Origin of the sequence: Pseudoalteromonas sp. C12FD-1 (genome assembly GCF_037414265.1) — a bacterium.
Taxonomy (GTDB): Bacteria; Pseudomonadota; Gammaproteobacteria; order Enterobacterales; family Alteromonadaceae; genus Pseudoalteromonas.
Window position 1 is genome coordinate 19,167 of record NZ_JBBEVD010000051.1, and the last position, 17,844, is coordinate 37,010.

14 protein-coding genes are annotated in these 17,844 nt (G+C 41.2%); 12 read left to right on the forward strand and 2 right to left on the reverse strand.

Annotated features, from left to right (window positions below; translation table 11 throughout):
* Positions 1-15: 15 nt before the first annotated feature.
* Positions 16-3,456 (reverse strand): PAS domain-containing hybrid sensor histidine kinase/response regulator, encoded by a 3,441-nt coding sequence (locus tag WDB87_RS06400; RefSeq protein ID WP_337849390.1) that lies wholly within the window; start codon positions 3,454-3,456, stop codon positions 16-18.
* Between the two features lie 392 nt (positions 3,457-3,848).
* On the opposite strand from WDB87_RS06400, the gene WDB87_RS06405 reads away from it, so the two are divergent.
* From WDB87_RS06405 to WDB87_RS06460, 12 genes are all read left to right on the forward strand, one after another.
* On the forward strand, positions 3,849-4,112 hold the full coding sequence (locus WDB87_RS06405; RefSeq protein ID WP_004586074.1) for a DUF4212 domain-containing protein: 264 nt from the start codon (positions 3,849-3,851) through the stop codon (positions 4,110-4,112).
* Positions 4,113-4,122: 10 nt separating this feature from the next.
* Complete coding sequence (locus WDB87_RS06410; RefSeq protein ID WP_286245144.1) at positions 4,123-5,847, forward strand: sodium:solute symporter family protein; 1,725 nt, start codon at positions 4,123-4,125, stop codon at positions 5,845-5,847.
* A gap of 113 nt (positions 5,848-5,960) precedes the next feature.
* Positions 5,961-7,799, forward strand: coding sequence for a DUF294 nucleotidyltransferase-like domain-containing protein (locus WDB87_RS06415; RefSeq protein ID WP_337849391.1), 1,839 nt, complete (start codon positions 5,961-5,963; stop codon positions 7,797-7,799).
* A 15-nt stretch (positions 7,800-7,814) separates the two neighbouring features.
* A complete protein-coding gene (locus tag WDB87_RS06420; RefSeq protein WP_337849392.1) occupies positions 7,815-8,438 on the forward strand; it encodes a 3'-5' exonuclease in 624 nt (207 codons plus the stop codon).
* A gap of 137 nt (positions 8,439-8,575) precedes the next feature.
* Complete coding sequence (locus tag WDB87_RS06425) at positions 8,576-9,304, forward strand: SIMPL domain-containing protein (RefSeq protein WP_337849393.1); 729 nt, start codon at positions 8,576-8,578, stop codon at positions 9,302-9,304.
* 79 nt (positions 9,305-9,383) lie between these two features.
* Positions 9,384-10,043, forward strand: a complete 660-nt coding sequence (locus WDB87_RS06430; protein WP_337849394.1) for a peroxiredoxin-like family protein — start codon at positions 9,384-9,386, stop codon at positions 10,041-10,043.
* A 181-nt stretch (positions 10,044-10,224) separates the two neighbouring features.
* The gene (epd, locus tag WDB87_RS06435) at positions 10,225-11,235 is read left to right on the forward strand and encodes an erythrose-4-phosphate dehydrogenase (protein ID WP_337849395.1); all 1,011 of its coding nucleotides are present in this window, start codon (positions 10,225-10,227) and stop codon (positions 11,233-11,235) included.
* Positions 11,236-11,298: 63 nt separating this feature from the next.
* The gene (locus tag WDB87_RS06440; RefSeq protein WP_337849396.1) at positions 11,299-12,471 is read left to right on the forward strand and encodes a phosphoglycerate kinase; all 1,173 of its coding nucleotides are present in this window, start codon (positions 11,299-11,301) and stop codon (positions 12,469-12,471) included.
* 205 nt (positions 12,472-12,676) lie between these two features.
* Entirely contained in the window at positions 12,677-13,741 is a 1,065-nt protein-coding gene (fba, locus tag WDB87_RS06445) for a class II fructose-bisphosphate aldolase (protein ID WP_004586082.1), read from the forward strand.
* Between the two features lie 634 nt (positions 13,742-14,375).
* Complete coding sequence (phoB, locus tag WDB87_RS06450) at positions 14,376-15,065, forward strand: phosphate regulon transcriptional regulator PhoB (protein WP_004586083.1); 690 nt, start codon at positions 14,376-14,378, stop codon at positions 15,063-15,065.
* Between the two features lie 58 nt (positions 15,066-15,123).
* Positions 15,124-16,431 carry a phosphate regulon sensor histidine kinase PhoR gene (gene phoR / locus WDB87_RS06455; RefSeq protein ID WP_337849397.1) on the forward strand — a complete coding sequence of 436 codons (1,308 nt, stop codon included), beginning with the start codon at positions 15,124-15,126 and terminating at the stop codon, positions 16,429-16,431.
* A 115-nt stretch (positions 16,432-16,546) separates the two neighbouring features.
* The gene (locus WDB87_RS06460; protein ID WP_004586085.1) at positions 16,547-17,512 is read left to right on the forward strand and encodes a PstS family phosphate ABC transporter substrate-binding protein; all 966 of its coding nucleotides are present in this window, start codon (positions 16,547-16,549) and stop codon (positions 17,510-17,512) included.
* 92 nt (positions 17,513-17,604) lie between these two features.
* On the opposite strand, the gene WDB87_RS06465 is transcribed toward WDB87_RS06460, so the two are convergent.
* Complete coding sequence (locus tag WDB87_RS06465; RefSeq protein WP_337849398.1) at positions 17,605-17,841, reverse strand: hypothetical protein; 237 nt, start codon at positions 17,839-17,841, stop codon at positions 17,605-17,607.
* Positions 17,842-17,844: the final 3 nt, after the last annotated feature.

Consider the following 17,844-nt stretch of genomic DNA (forward strand, 5'->3'; position numbering starts at 1 on the left):
TTGTTTTAGCTAAACTTAAGTACTGTGATTAAGCAGTGCTTTTAATTTACCAGGCTTAATAGGTTTACTTAAGTAATGAATATTAGCGGCTTTGGTTTCTTGTTTTAGCTCTGTGTCGCGCACAGCAGTAATTAATATGGCAGGTACTTCGCATTGCCATGTATCACGCAGTGTTTTTATCAGCGTAATACCATCGTAATCATTGCCTAATTGGTAATCCATTAAAATAACATCGGGTGCTGCATGCTGCTTGGCATGCTCAAGTACGTTATCAACATTGTCAAACAAGGTGTAATTTGCTTGCCATTTTTTAAGTAAACTGGCCATTGCGGCTAAGTTTTCAGGGTCATCATCTACCGCTACTATATTAATTGTAGCGCGGTTTTCTACTAAGCTGTTGGCTTTTACTTTTTGTTGTACAAACTGCGTATCACCATAAGGTACTTCAATACTAAAGCGGCTCCCTTTCCCAGGCTCTGAGTGCACATCAAGCTCTAAGCTTAGTAAATCAGCCATGCGCTTTACAACGCCAAGTCCTAAACCTACGCCTTTGTTATCGCCGGCCTCAATTCGGTAAAAATCGTTAAATATTTTAGCTTGTTCTATTTCGCTAATACCTGGGCCTGTGTCCCATACTTCTATGCGTAAATTATGTTTACGGTTTCTGCACGCTATTAATACTCGTCCTGTTTCGGTGTATTTAACCGCATTAGACACCAAGTTTTGTATAATTCGGCGCAAATAGGTAATGTCGCTATGAACAATTTGCGCCTTTGAGCGAACCGTGAGTTTTAAACCTTTATCGCTTGATAAAATAGCGTACTCGCTTTGCAGCGGCATAAGTATATCGTTTATGCAAAAATGCCGCGGGGTTGGGGTCATTGCGCCTTGCTCTAACTTAGCAATTTCTAGTAAAGCTGACATTAAATGTACGGTTGAATCTAAACTGTGACCAAGCTTATTAAAGCTATTTTGGTTAGTTGTATCGAGCTGCTTTTCATCTATGGCTGCAAGGTACAAACGCGCTGCGTTAAGGGGTTGTAAAATATCGTGGCTTGCCAGTGCTAAAAATCGCGTTTTACTATCGTTGGCTTGTTCTGCTTCGCGTTTGGCTAAAGTAAGTGCTTGCTCTGTTTTTACTCGGCTATCTATTTGTGCTTGTAAGTCTTTATTAATAGTTTGTACTTCTTGGGTGCGCGCTTCAATGCGGTTTTCAAGATCCATATTGATCTCTTCAAGCGCATTTTGTGTGCTTATATGGTTTGTAATATCTGAAAAACTCGTTACAAAGCCGCCATCGGGTAGGGGGTTACCTATCATTTCGTACACTTGGCCATTACGACGGTGGCGAATAAAGTGATGCGAGCTGCCATTTTTTAAATGCTGAACGCGCTTTTCTACTTGGCGCTCTATTTCGCCGGGGCCACATTCACCGCGTACGGCGTTGTACCTTATAATATCTTCTATTGGTTGGCCCACTTCTAAAAAGCCGTCAGGGTAGCCAAACATTTGGCTGTAGCGCTTATTCCATGCCACTAACTTTAAATCTTTATCGACCACCGAAATACCATGGCTTAAATTTTCGAGCGAGGTATACAACAGGTTTTGGTTAAACTGCAGCGCTTGTGTGGTTTCGTCAAAAAAGTTAACTACCTCCTCAAACGCCATACGCTTACCCGATGAAACCGTACGTATTAGCGCCTGCGCCGACGACGCCCCTAACACCCCAGTTAACGCACGTTCGCAATAGGCTATAAATTCGGGTTCGGGGTGGGCATTATTGTCACTTAGCTGATGCGAAAGTGAAAAGTGCGCCAGTACTTGTTGGCTGCGCTGAATACCTAAAAAGGTTTGCAGTAAAATTTTAAAGTCGTAAACCGTGGCTTTAACATTTTTGTTTAAGCGGCGCGATAAAATAGCCTGGTCTTTAGGGTTAACAAATGCAGCGGCCTGAATTTTATCTATCAAGCGCTCTTCTGCCCCTAACGAAAAGCTAATATAACAACCAATGTTAGCAAATAAGGCAATGAGCGTGCCGCGTGTAATAAGTGTTTGCTGAAGCTCGCTATCAAGTGCGCTGCCAGCATCTAAAATTGGCATCATTAAAAATAATACCCAACAAATAAAACCCGCCAATAGCCCTGCATATACACCATAAGCATGGCCTTTACGCCAGTAAAGTCCGCCTACAATAGCGGGGAGCAACTGCGTTACTAACGAAAAAGCCACCAGCCCCATACTGGCCAGCGCACTACCATGGCCAAACCATTGCTGATAAAAATAAGCCAATATAAGTATGCCAGCAATGGTAAAGCGCCTGACTAATAATATTTGCGACTTATAACTGCTGGTAATTAAGTTGCGCTTAAATTTACGGCGTAGCATAAGCGGCAGTACTACATCGTTAGAGATCATGGTGCTCAGCGTAAGTGTAGCCACCACTATCATGGCGGTTGCAGCAGAAAGCCCACCAATAAATACAAAGGTACTTAAAAAAGCTTGGTCATGAATAAGCGGTAGCGCTAGTACAAAGCTGTCGGGTGAAAAACTGCTACCTATACTTGGGTGAATGGCGGCAGTCGCAATAGGGATTATCATTGCGGCGGTGAGTAATAAATACAGCGGAAAAGCCCAGCGAGCAGTAAATAAATGGCGTTTGTCTTGGTTATCTACCACGGTGACATGAAATTGTCGTGGTAGACAAATTATTGCAGCGGCAGCCATAAGTGACTGACCAATAAAATTAAAACTAAAAAAGTTAAAGTTGCCCCAGTGTTGCCAAATCGACTCTGTGATTTTATTGCCGCTAAGGGTGGGTAAATTAAATAAGGTGTATAACGCTAGGCCAGCTACGGCAATAAGCGCAATAAGCTTAATCATAGACTCAAAGGCAACTGCTAGCATAAGCCCTGAGCGATATTCAGTAACATCTACCTTACGGGTACCAAAAAATATAGCAAATAGCGCCATTATTAATGTGGCGGTTAGAGTGAGCATTTCGCCAGATATTTGATTGCTGTTTTGCAAAAGCAAAAAGCTGGTACTCAGTGCTTTTAACTGCAGTGCAATGTAGGGAATTGTCGCAAGCAGTGCAATAACGGTGACTAATATGGCACTGGTTTGGCGCTTACCGTAACGGGCAGAAATAAAATCGGCAATGGTGGTAATGTTTTGTTTTTTGCTGACCAATACCAGTTTGCGTAAAAAGCCTTGGCCAAACAAAAATAACAATGAAGGCCCGAGCAAAATGGGTAAATAGCTCCAACTACTGGTGGCTGCGGTACCAACCGACCCATAGTACGTCCACGAGGTACAATAAATCCCTAACGATAGCGAATACACAAAAGGATGATGGCTAATCCGTTTAGCAAGAGGTGTTGTTTTATCGCCCCAATTAGCAAGCCAAAACAGCACCCCAATATAGCCCAGTGCTACAAAAATCAGTACAGCAGTCATGTTGTTATTAAACCTTATTATTTACACCCACACACAATACCAGAGATAACTTTAAGTGTGCGTGCACAATTTTATGCAAACTTTTAACGTTATTTTTAAAGTGCTGATTTTAATAGGTTATTTTTATTATTGGTGGTTTGTTAGACTAATGTCGCATTTTTGCACAAATATACTTAAGCTTTGTCGTTATTGGCCTTTGTTAAAATCTAAGTAATTGAAAAGAAAGTGTTATTTGTGTTTTCGGTGGTGCTGCATCTGCAGTTTACGTAAACGTTAACAGGCTGTTACGACTATGGTCTCACTTCACTCTTCCCGCCGCGTTGCTAAATTAATAACCGACTATAAAAAAACCACTCATTGCAATTATGCAATGCTTAAAGGGGAAAATAAAAATGGCTTTTAAAGATGAAGAACAAGCAAAAGCTTATTGGGCAGAAAACATTTCACTACTGTTTAAGTTACTAGCAGTGTGGTTTGTGGTCTCGTTTGGCTTTGGCATATTACTGGTAGATGTACTGAATGAAGTACGTTTTTTTGGGTTTAAACTTGGCTTCTGGTTTTCACAACAGGGCGCTATTTACACCTTTGTAGCTTTGATTTTTGTTTACGTTTTCAAAATGAACACGTTAGATAAAAAATACGGCGTAGACGAATAGGAGCTAGGTAATGGATGTTCAAACACTCACATTTATAATTGTTGGTTTAAGTTTTGCGCTTTATATCGGCATTGCAATTTGGGCACGTGCAGGCTCAACAAATGAGTTTTACGTGGCAGGTGGCGGCGTACCTCCGCTGGCCAATGGTATGGCGACCGCAGCCGATTGGATGAGCGCAGCGTCGTTTATTTCAATGGCGGGTATTATTTCGTTTGCAGGTTACGATGGCGGTGTTTACTTAATGGGGTGGACTGGCGGCTATGTATTACTCGCTATGTGTTTAGCGCCTTATTTACGTAAATTTGGCAAATTCACTGTACCTGACTTTATAGGTGATCGTTATTACTCACAAACAGCACGCGTTGTGGCTATTTTGTGTGCCATTTTTATTTGCTTTACTTACATTGCTGGACAAATGCGTGGCGTAGGTGTGGTATTTTCGCGCTTTTTAGAAGTAGAAATTGAAACTGGTGTTTACATTGGAATGGTGATTGTATTCTTTTATGCGGTACTTGGCGGCATGAAAGGCATTACCTATACGCAAGTAGCGCAGTACTGTGTGCTTGTATTTGCCTACCTTGTGCCCGCTATCTTTATTTCAATGATGATGACCGGCCACTTCTTTCCGCAAACCGGTTTTGGTGCCACATTAAGTGATGGCTCGGGCATGTATGTACTTGATAAGCTAGACGGTTTAAGCGCAGAGCTAGGCTTTGCACAATACACCGAAGGCTCTAAAAGCATGATTGATGTATTTGCTATTACCGGCGCTTTAATGGTCGGTACTGCGGGTTTACCGCATGTAATTGTTCGCTTTTTCACTGTACCTCGCGTTAAAGATACTCGTATTTCAGCAGCGTGGACACTGGTATTTATTGCCATTGTTTACACCACAGCCCCAGCGGTTGCCTCGTTTGCTCGCGTAAATATGATCGACACCATTAACGGTAAAGACGGTAGCGGTACAGAATACGCACAAGCTCCAGCGTGGATCAAAAACTGGGAACGTACAGGCCTAATTACCTTTAATGATAAAAATGGCGACGGCAAAATGTTTTATACGGCCGGTAAAGTAGAAGATCCAAATAGCGCAAACGAAGTAAAAGTAGACCGCGATATTATGGTACTGGCTAACCCTGAAATTGCCGACTTACCAGCATGGGTAATTGCATTAGTTGCAGCGGGCGGTATTGCAGCTGCGCTTTCGACTACTGCAGGTTTATTGCTGGTTATTTCAACCTCTGTATCGCACGATTTACTCAAGCGAACACTTAAGCCTGATATAAGCGATAAACAAGAGCTATTGGCTGCAAGGTTAGCCGCCATGATAGCTATTGTTATATCGGCTTACTTTGGAATTAACCCGCCTGGGTTTGTTGCATCGGTGGTTGCCTTTGCCTTTGGTTTAGCGGCAGCGAGTTTCTTCCCAGCAATTATTATGGGGATATTCTCTAAAACAATGAATAAAGAAGGTGCAATTGCTGGCATGGTAACGGGTATTGGTTTTACCGCCGCGTATATTATCTTCTTTAAGTTTGTAAGCCCTGAGCTCAATAGCCCAGAAAATTGGTTCTTAGGTATTTCACCAGAGGGAATTGGTTTAGTAGGTATGGTCATCAACTTTGTGGTTGCAGCACTTGTACTTAAATTAACAAAATCGACTCCGCTTGAAATACAACAAATGGTAGAAGGTATTCGTAATCCTAAAGGGTCAGGTGAAGCCCACGCTCACTAATGCGCTAAGCCTACCTAAAAATAAAGTAACAAAAGCCCGACTTTAGTCGGGCTTTTTATTTGTTCAAATAATGAGTACATTAGATTTCGTGTATACTTTTTAAGAGTACAGCAATGAATGTAGAGCAGCAGGAAGTTGCCCAGTTTGTGTGTATGCAGGCACCATTTAGCATGCTACACGACAGTGCATGTGAGTATTTTGTAAGTCATATTGATAGTGTTTATTTAACCCGAGAAAACCAAACGCAATGGCTGCAAACGCAATCCCCTAAGCTATTTTTAATTCGCTCAGGTTTATATGACCTAGTGGATGCAAAAGGTGACGTAGTAAAACGTTTAGCCCAAGGTGATTACTTTGGTTACCCTTCTTTGTTAACAGGAGAGGCGATTCAAAACAGGCTGCAGGTACAAAAAGAGGGCATAGTGTATATGCTCTCCCAAGAGCACTTTGACTTTTTACGCCGCGAATATAAACCGTTTGAGCAATATTTTGTACGCGCGCACGCCAATCGTTTACTTTCATCGCACTATAAAAGTAAAAACGATAGCTGGTCTGAGCGCAGAATATCAGAGCTCATGACCCGCACTGCAATTACCCTTGCGCCCGATGCAAGCATTAGACAAACCGCTAAAAAAATGAAAAAACACGGTGTATCATCAATTATGATCACCGAACACGCCATTTTGGTTGGTGTTGTGACCGACCGAGATTTGCGTAACCGCGTACTGGCTGATGAAGTAAACCCACAAAATGCGGTTAGCACTATAATGAGTGTAAAGCCTAAGTTTATATTCGAAAACAATCGGGTATTTTCTGCTTTGCATTTAATGCTTAAATACAATATTCATCATTTACCCGTGCTCGACGAAAACCATAAACCACTGGGTATGCTTACCAGTACCGATTTACTGCGCCAGCAAAAAAGCGACCCCGTGCAGCTTATTGGCCGTATTTATAAAGCCCACAGCATTGCCGATTTAAAACGTTATGCAGGCGAAATCCCTGAGTTACTGCGTAGTTTTTCGTACAACATAGAAGACATATCGCTAATTGGTAAATTGCTCAGCGGCTTAACCGATGCGCTCACCTCGCGCCTTATTCATTTATTTCAAGAAGAAAATGGCGCAGCACCGACCAGCTTTTGCTTTATATGTTTTGGCTCGCAAGCACGGGAGGAGCAAACCCTACATTCAGATCAAGACAACGGGTTATTACTCCCAGATGATTTAAGCGAGCAGCACCAAGCTTACTTTAAACACATGGGGGAGTTTGTATGCGAGCAGCTAGTAGAGTGTGGCATTAGGCGTTGCCCCGGTAATATTATGGCCAGCAGTGATGAGTGCAGAATGAGCGTAAGTAAGTGGTGCGAGCGCTTTTTTAAGTGGATAAAAAGTCCAACGCCTAACGCCATGCTTAACTGCAAAATATTTTTTGATTTGCGCTTTATAGAAGGCTCCAATGCGTTATACAGCGGCTTTTGCGAGCAGTTAAACAGAATATCGCGCGATGAATTATTTTATGCTGCTATGGCAACCGACATAAGAGCCAGTTCAGTGCCTATTGGCTTATTTAATAAACTTAAAACGCAAAAAAGCGACAACAACCATAAGTACATTGATTTAAAAAAACATGGTGTGGTGATCATTAACGACATAGTCCGTTTATATGCGTTAAAAGCTGGCATAAAACGCGCCAATACCCAAGAGCGTTTAGATGCTTTACTTAAGCATACACTACTAAATAAAGACGATATTTATAATTTAAAAGATTGTTGGCGATTTTTAACTCAATTGCGTTTTAGTACACAAATAAACGAAGAAGGTTTACCAAGTAACTGCATAAACCCCGATAAATTAAGTTCATTAGAGCGTCATCAGCTTAAAGAGGCTTTTTATTTAGTCAAACAAGCCCAGCAAGCCGCCGCATTTAAATTTGCCCGCGGCAGCTTGTAATTAGGGGGAAGATGTATGGTAAAAAAACTACTTAGCCAATACTTAAAAAGGCGAAATTTATTAAGCCAAAATGCACTAACACAGCGCTATTTAGTGATTGATTTAGAGCTTACCGGCCTTGATGTTAATCAGCATGAAATTGTCTCGATAGCTTGGGTAAAAATAGATAACCAATGTATAAAAATAAGTGAGTCGCAGCATTTAATAAATAAAGAGGTAAAAAGCCTAGAGCAAAGCCCTGTTTTTCATGGCATTGTTGAAGATACCGTTGCTAAAGGGCAAAGCTTGCACTCTATATTAACGCAGCTAAGCCGTGATTTTAGTGACCATATTTTGGTTTTTCATAACGCCATTCTGGATTGGGGCTTTTTAAAAGCTGCCCTTAAAAACGCCAATATAAGTGCGCAACCAAAGCTAATACTCGACACCCTCCACATAGAAAAAAAGCGCCTTACTTGCCAAGGCGCAGAAATAAAACAAGATGATTTAACCCTAAGTGCGTGTCGCACACGTTATGAGTTACCAAGTTATCATTGCCATAACGCACTAACAGACGCACAAGCCACCGCCGAATTACTACTCGCGCAATGCCATCAAATAAATCGTGGTAAAGAGGTCAAAGTAGGTGAGTTAACCTAGGTTGGCTGTAGGCGCGACTTTATGACGCGCGAGGTAAACTCCCGCCTAAAATAATGGGTATTTTACTTTTATTTTACGTGTATATTTATAGGTACGATTATAAGGTCATTATTAAACTAATCACCTCAAGGAACGACATGAAACTCACTACCGCTATTGTTTTATTCTTTGCGCCACTTATCACTTTTGCTAATTCGAGCTTACCAGCCAATCGTCATATCTCAGTGCAAGGCACTGCTGAGGTATTAGTTGAGCCTGATATGGCTAAAATACTATTTAAAGTTAACAGTGTTAAAAATGAGCCGAAAGCCGCCAATAACGCGCTTGAGAATAAAGTGAAGTTATTAATAGATGGGCTCAATCAATTTGAAATAACCGCCGATGACGTAGTTGCCTCAAACGTTAAAATTGAAAAAACAGGGATGGATTATATTGAAACAGGGGATCAGGCCCTTAGCGAATACTCAGCGATAAGAACGTTTGAAGTAACGCTAAATAGTATTGCGCGTGTGAGCGATTTAACAGATTTTTTATTGAACCAAGAAGTAAATGCCATTCAAAATATTGAATTTTTATCTTCAAAATTTGAGCAATTACAAGCGCAAGCCATACAGCTAGCAATTGAAGATGCAAAAATAAAAGCGAATGTACTTGCTGATTCATTCAACGCAAAAGTAGGTGAAGTACGCACTATTAGCTCAACTAAAAACAGCTATGACAGTGGTTTTAGTACAGCCATAACCAAAATGCACAGGTCGCAGCAAGATAATAACTCTTTTCCTCAAATACGTAGTAATGATTTACATGCAACAATAAGCTTTAAATCATCCATAAACGTAGTGTTTGATTTAGAAATAACTGATTAAGTTAAAATTTTCATTCCAAATACATTGTCGTACTGTAAGCTGGCTTTATGTTTTTGATTAATTTGAAGGTAGCCATACTATGAGCGATGAAAGCAACACATTAAAAGCACAAACCGAGGCAAAAGTAGCAGCAGGGCGAAAAGGTAATCCTGATTTTATGAAAGGTGTTGATGAGAGTATTGCTCAAGCAAAATCTTTTCAAGAGGGTGCTAATGCACTTGCTCTAAACCAAAATGCGCCAAACTTTGAGTTACCAAATCAACAAGGTCAATCGGTGCAGTTAGCCGAGTTACTTGCTAAAGGCCCCGTTGTTATTACTTTTTATCGTGGTAGTTGGTGTCCATACTGTAATCTACAGCTAAAAGCGCTTCAAGCACGCTTACCTGAAATTCATGCATTAGGCGCGCAGCTGGTGGCTATTAGCCCACAAGTGCCCGATGGCTCAATGAGCGAAAGCGAAATAAGTAACATGGACTTTGTAGTACTGAGTGACCAAAATGCGGATGTTGCAGCAAGTTATGGCGTAGCGTGGAAAGTTCCTGAATTTTTACTAGAGCATATGCGTGTAGACCGCGGCCTTGATTTAGAGTCACTTAATAACGGCAATGGCAGCATTTTACCTATCCCTGCAACCTTTGTTTTAAATAGTGAAGGTAAGGTAACGTGGCGTTATGTTGATGTTGATTACCGTACACGCTCAGAGCCACAAGATATAGTTAATGCTTTAAAAGCACTGTAGTAAGCAATAGAGTAAGCTTGCTTTATACCCAAAAGTAGCCAAGGTAATTAGCTACTTTTGGGTTAATTTAAAGTTTCTAATCGCTCCCTCTTATAAAAATGTTCAAGGTCGATTACAATACAGCCATCTAAAAGGCATTGATGCCTTTGTCTGCACGTAAAGAGAGTGGATTTTATATTTCATGGCAATCAAACTTGCAATTAATGGTTTTGGTCGTATTGGTCGAAATATTGTCCGCGCGTTGTACGAGTCAGGTTTGAGCGACGAGATAAAAATTGTTGCGATTAACGAACTTGCTGACCCTGAAGCTATTGCTCATTTATTAAAATACGACACATCCCACGGTCGTTTTTCTTTTCCTGTAAAACTTGGTGAAGACACCATTAGTGTTGCAGGCGATACTATTGCACTATTTTGTGAAGAAAACCCAGTAGAATTACCTTGGCAAACCCTTGATGTAGATGTGGTACTTGAATGTACCGGTGTTTATCACTCGCGTGAGCATGCACAACTACACATTACCGCGGGCGCTAAAAAGGTGTTGTTTTCGCACCCAGCTGATAACGACGTAGATGCCACCATTGTGTATGGCATTAACGACGATGAGCTAAAAAGTGAGCACTCAATTGTATCTAACGGCTCGTGTACTACAAACTGTGTGGTGCCTGTTATTAAAGTACTAGATGATGCGTTTGGCATTGAATCGGGTGCTATTACTACTATTCACGCGTCGATGAACGATCAACAAGTGATTGATGCGTATCATCATGATTTACGTCGTACCCGTGCTGCGAGTCAGTCTATTATTCCGGTAGATACAAAATTAGCACGAGGAATAGACCGCATTTTACCAAAATTTGAAGGGCGCTTTGAAGCCATTGCGGTTCGCGTGCCGACAATTAACGTAACGGCAATGGACTTAAGTGTTACAGTAAATGACGATGTAGATTTAAACGCGGTAAATACAGCACTTAAAGCACAAGCAAAAGATCGCTTAGAAGGCATTTTAAGTTACACCGAAGAGCCACTGGTATCGGTTGATTTTAATCACGACCCACATTCTTGTATTATTGATGGCACGCAGACACGTGTTAGTCACAAACGCCTGATAAAGTTACTTGTTTGGTGTGATAACGAATGGGGTTTTGCCAATCGTATGCTAGATACGGCACGTGCGATGATGGCTAAGTAAGCGTTTTATAATAATTTTAAAATTTATTTTTCAGGTTCAAGTATCGTTAACTAAGGAGATGTTATGTCGGTCATAAAAATGGCAGATTTAGATTTAAACGGCAAGCGCGTATTAATTCGTGAAGATTTAAATGTGCCAGTAAAAGCAGGTAAAGTGACGTCAGACGCACGTATTCGTGCTGCGCTGCCTACTATTAAATTAGCGCTTGAAAAAGGCGCTAAGGTAATGGTTATGTCGCATCTTGGCCGCCCAACAGAAGGTGAGTACGACGACGAGTTTTCACTTGCTCCTGTTGCCGATTACTTAAACGATGCACTTGAGCAAAATGTACGCCTTGAGAAAGACTACTTAAACGGCGTTGAAGTTGCCGATAATGAAGTGGTTGTGTTTGAAAACGTACGCTTTAACAAAGGCGAAAAGAAAAACGACGAAGCGTTATCAAAACAACTTGCAGCACTGTGTGATGTGTATGTAATGGATGCATTTGGCACCGCTCACCGCGCACAAGCGTCTACTCATGGTGTTGGCTTATTTGCAGATGTTGCCTGTGCTGGCCCGTTATTATCAGCAGAGCTTGAAGCATTAGGTAAAGCATTAGATAACCCAGCTCGCCCATTAGTTGCTATTGTAGGTGGCTCTAAAGTATCAACTAAATTAACTGTTTTAGACTCGCTTTCAACGATTGTTGATCAACTAGTAACTGGCGGCGGTATTGCTAATACCTTTATTGCAGCTGCGGGTCATCCGGTTGGTAAATCACTTTACGAAGCTGATTTAATGGATGAAGCAAATCGTTTATGTGCTGCAGCTAAACAAAACAATGGTGAAATTCCGGTACCGACTGATGTTGTAGTAGGTAATGAATTTTCAGACTCAGCAGTTGCTACGCTTAAAGATGTAAGCGAAGTAACAAGCGATGACATGATTTTTGATATTGGCCCTGATACAGCCAGCCAACTTGCTAAAATTATAGCAAATGCAGGTACTGTAGTGTGGAATGGCCCTGTTGGCGTATTTGAGTTTGATCAGTTTGGTAATGGCACGCGTGCTATTGCCCAAGCAATTGCTAACTCTAATGCGTTTTCAATTGCTGGTGGCGGTGATACCTTAGCTGCAATTGATAAATACGGCATTGCCGATAAAGTATCTTACATTTCAACCGGTGGTGGTGCGTTCTTAGAGTTTTTAGAAGGCAAAAAACTTCCAGCAGTAGAAATGCTAGAGTCGCGCGCTTAATAATAAATTTTAGCCGCATTAGGTGAGGGGGAACCCTCACCAACGATTAATTATTAAATACCTCTCACCCTTATTTAATAGTTAATCAAGACGAAACTTTGCAGTTTTAGTTGCGATGGTTCGTGACGCAGTGATTGCGTCAAATTAACACATCCGTTCAAACTAGATGGCAGGAGACTGCTGTCGATAAATTGGAGAATACCCAATGGCTTTAATCAGTATGCGACAACTTTTAGATCATGCAGCTGAACACGGTTACGGCGTTCCAGCCTTTAACGTGAATAACCAAGAGCAAATGCGCGCAATAATGGAAGCGGCTGATAAAACAAACAGCCCAGTAATTGTTCAAGGATCAGCAGGCGCACGTGCTTATGCTGGTGCTCCATTTATCCGCCACATGATTTTAGCAGCCGTTGAAGAATGGCCGCACATTCCAGTAGTAATGCACCAAGATCACGGCACCTCACCCGGTGTTTGCCAACGCTCAATTCAACTTGGCTTTTCATCAGTTATGATGGATGGCTCATTAATGACTGACGGAAAAACCCCATCAAGTTACGAATATAATGTAGAAGTAACACGCGAAACCGTGGCTATGGCGCACGCCTGTGGCGTGTCGGTTGAAGGCGAGCTAGGTGTACTTGGCTCACTTGAAACCGGAGAAGCGGGCGAAGAAGATGGTGTAGGCGCAGAAGGAAAGCTTACAACCGATCAAATGCTTACCGATCCAGAAGAAGCCGCCGATTTTGTAAATAAAACTCACGTTGATGCCTTGGCAATAGCGTGTGGTACATCGCACGGGGCTTACAAATTTACGCGCCCACCCACAGATGATATTTTAGCGATTGATCGTATTAAAGAAATTCACGCCCGTATCCCGAACACACACTTAGTAATGCACGGATCATCATCTGTACCCCAAGAGTGGTTAGAGATCATAAATCAATACGGTGGCGAAATTCCTGAAACATACGGCGTACCTGTTGAGCAAATTGTAGAAGGGATCAAATACGGTGTACGTAAAGTAAATATTGATACCGATTTACGCTTGGCCTCTACTGGTGCTATTCGCCGTCATATGGCGCTTAACCCATCTAACTTCGATCCGCGTAAATACCTAGCAGAAGCAACTAAAGCAATGACAGAGATTTGTGTTGCCCGCTACAACGCGTTTGGTACAGCAGGACAAGCTGGGAAAATTAAGCCAATTTCACTTGATGATATGCACCTTAAGTATTTAAGTGGTGAGTTAGACCCACAAATTAAATAATGATCTTTAATTAAAAAATACCGTTATAAAAACCAGCTGGCGTAATCCAGCTGGTTTTTTTATACCGCAAAGTACTGGGATCACTGTTATACCAACTTACTAAAGTGGGATCACTGATTTACTAACCGCGCCGCGTTTGGATCATTTATTTACCAACTAGCGCATAGTTTTACGCTAAGTTAGGCACTCAATTAATCAGATCGTTTTTTATTTGTACAATAGATCAGGAGCTTAGTTGTTTGACTAAGTATAAGTGTGATCCCAAACCCGATCAGCTTAGTAAAAACCTGATCTTTTAATAGGCTGCTTAGTAAAAAACAGATCTATTTTTAGCCACATAATGACATCTAGCAGTGCAAAATCAGTTTCGTATCTGGTTTTTTTACTGTGTTAGTAAAGTAATGATCCCGCTATGAGTGTCTACTCAGAAATAGAACTGTCATCTTTTTGTAAATATGTTTTGATTAACCTTAATTTGCAAAATAGTTTTAAAAATATGACGTTAATGATGTTTTTTGTCACTATTTTGTGTTTTTTTTACCAGGATTTTAATTTACACGTTACACTTTCATAAAAATGTCATACTTAGTCATAATAATGAAAACTAATTCGATAGCGTAAGAGATAATTTGGAATGTCACGTAAAGTACTAGTCGTAGATGATGAAGCTCCTATCAGAGAGATGTTAGTTTTTGTTTTAGAACAAAATGGATTTCAAGCAATTGAAGCAGAAGATTACGATTCTGCCATTGCAGCTATGGTTGAACCATACCCAGATATGGTTTTACTCGATTGGATGTTACCAGGCGGTAGCGGTATTCAAATTGCTAAGCAATTTAAGCAAAGTGAATACACACGTCAAATTCCAATTATTATGCTTACAGCCCGCGGCGAAGAAGAAGATAAAGTACGCGGCCTAGAAGTAGGGGCAGATGACTACGTTACTAAACCTTTTTCTCCTAAAGAGTTAATGGCTCGTATTAAAGCGGTTATTCGCCGTGTATCGCCTACCTCATTAGAAGAAGCCATTGAAGTACATGGCTTACGTTTAGACCCAATATCGCACCGTGTTACCTCTGAGGGAAGCGAGCTTGATATGGGCCCAACCGAATTTAGATTATTACATTTTTTTATGACTCACCCAGAACGTGTTTATAGCCGTGAGCAACTGCTTGACCATGTTTGGGGAACTAATGTGTACGTAGAAGACCGTACAGTTGATGTGCACATACGTCGTTTACGCAAAGCGATTGCACCGCTGGGGCATGATCGCTTAGTACAAACAGTACGTGGTGCAGGTTATCGTTTTTCTAGTAAATTATAAGGTACCGCAGCTAGGGTGTGAGTACGCATAAATTACTACTCAAAGGTAAAGTGAGTGTATGTATCGAGTTATTAATAAACAGGCGTTAGTAAAACGTCTGTTTATCTATTTTTTACCCCTGTTATTAGTTGGTGTGCTTATTGGTGCACCTTTTTTGCTTTTATTTTTAGGCACTTCTTCTCTTTTAGTCTGGCATTATCATCAACTTTATCGCTTAAGCGATTGGCTTTTAAATCAACGTAGCTTTAACCCACCAGAGGGCGAGGGTGCGTGGGAACAAGTATTTGAAGGCATTTATCATTTACAGCACCGTAATCGTAAAAAACGCAATGAACTGGCCGATTTAATTCGTCGCTTTCGCGATGGAGCTGAAGCCGTACCCGATGCCGTAGTGGTGTTGCAAAGTGATTTAAGCATTGTTTGGTGTAACCAACTTGCACTTAAAGTATTGGGGCTACAATGGCCGACCGATCATGGCCAGCGCCTAGATAACCTAATACGCGAACCTAAATTTGCCAAGTACATGCTGCGCGGTGAATTTGAAGAGCCATTAGAGCTTGATAACGGGCATATTGTTGACCAAGTACTTGAATTTAGGGTAATGCCGTATGCCAGCACGCAGCTTATGGTGGTAGTGCGTGATGTAACACGCCTAAAGCAGCTAGAGCAAATGCGCAAAGATTTTGTTGCCAATGTATCGCATGAGCTACGCACACCGCTTACGGTCGTTACTGGTTACCTTGAGATGATGGATGGCGATATGATGCCACCGCCTGCAATGTGGAATAAAGCGCAAAATACTATGCTTGAGCAATGTAAGCGTATGGATAGCTTAGTTAATCAGCTTTTATCTCTTTCGCGTATAGAGGGGTCGCGCAGGCAAGATAACGACAAAGCCATTAATGTGCCACAAATGCTCAACTACATTAAAACCGAAGCGCAGTCTATAAACCAAGATAAAGGCCATGAGCTTATTTTTGATATAGATAATGAGCTTGATATTAAAGGCTCTGAAGATGAGCTACGCAGTGCGTTTTCTAATTTAGTGTTTAACGCTATACATTACACTAAGGCGGGCGGAAAAATTATTGTTACCTGGCAGCGTAAAGAGGGGCTTGCGCACTTTAGTGTAAATGATAATGGCGATGGTATTGCACCAGAGCATATAAATCGTTTAACTGAGCGCTTTTACCGCGTAGATAAAGCAAGGAGCCGCACAACCGGTGGCTCAGGTTTAGGTTTAGCAATTACTAAACATGTGCTTACACGTCACGATAGTAAATTAAATATAACCAGTGAACTTGGTAAAGGCTCGTGTTTTTCTTTCGACTTTTCAAAGGATAAGCTTGTTAACTTAGCAAGTTAAAGGCAATAAAAAGCAAAGTCATAAAAGTGTCATTTAAGAGTAATGTAACTGTCATCTACTCACTTTACAGTAGACGACAGTTAGGAAATGGGACGAACAAATCGGAGAACCCCGCATGAAATTTAAAAACTTAGTTGCCGCAATGGGTGTGGCTGTTACAACATTAGTATCTGCACAGGCTGTTGCTCTTGACGACGCAATTCCTGAATATCAAAAAATTAACGGCGTTTCAGGTAACTTTTCATCTGTAGGCTCTGATACTTTAGCTAACATGATGACTTTTTGGGCTGAAGAGTACAAACGTATTTACCCAAATGTAAATATTCAAATTCAAGCGGCAGGTTCGTCTACTGCTCCACCAGCGCTTACTGAAGGCACCTCTAACATGGGTCCTATGAGCCGTAAAATGAAATCAAAAGAAATCGAAGCGTTCGAAAAACGTTACGGTTACAAGCCTACAGAAGTGCGTGTAGCGATTGATGCATTAGCGGTATTTGTACACAAAGATAACCCAATAGAAGGCTTACGTATTGACCAAGTAGATGCTATTTTTTCATCTACTCGTAAGTGTGGTGCGTCTGAGCAAGTTAACCGCTGGAGCGATGTTGGCCTAACGGGCGACTGGGCTGCAAAAGACATTCAATTATACGGACGTAACTCTGTATCAGGTACTTACGGTTACTTTAAAAAGAAAGCGCTGTGTAAAGGTGACTTCCGTAACAACGTAAATGAACAACCAGGTTCTGCGTCTGTTGTACAGTCAATCTCATCTTCATTAAACGCGATTGGTTACTCAGGCATTGGTTACAAAACGTCGGGTGTACGTACGGTTCCTTTATCTAAAAAAGGCACTAACTACGTAGATGCAACGCTTGATAATGTTGCTAAAGGTAAATACCCACTTTCTCGTTTTTTATACGTTTACGTGAACAAGCACCCTAATAAGCCGCTTTCTCCAATTGAAGCCGAGTTCTTAAAAATGGTACTTTCTAAAGACGGTCAAAAAATCGTTGAAAAAGATGGTTACGTACCACTATCTGCTAAGTTAGTAGAAGCAGAGCTTAAAAAGTTAGGTTTATAATTTAAACCCAACCAATAAAAAAACCGCTCAATGAGCGGTTTTTTTGTGTGTAAAATTTTAAAGCGTAAAACAGACTAAGTTACTAAAAGCGATTACAGATCAGTCAGCTTTTGCGCTTGTGCTTTACACTGATTATAGCTCTCTATACATTTGGCAGAGCACACTTGCTGTTTTAAACCTTTGTCAATTGATTGCTGATCGCAACTATTTTCGCACTGATAGTTTTGTTGTGCGCATTGGTTTAACTCAGGGTTTTTCACTTGATTTTGGCAAGCTGCTAACAATGAAAATGAAAGGGCTAGGGCACTCGTTTTAATAAATGTTTGCATGCT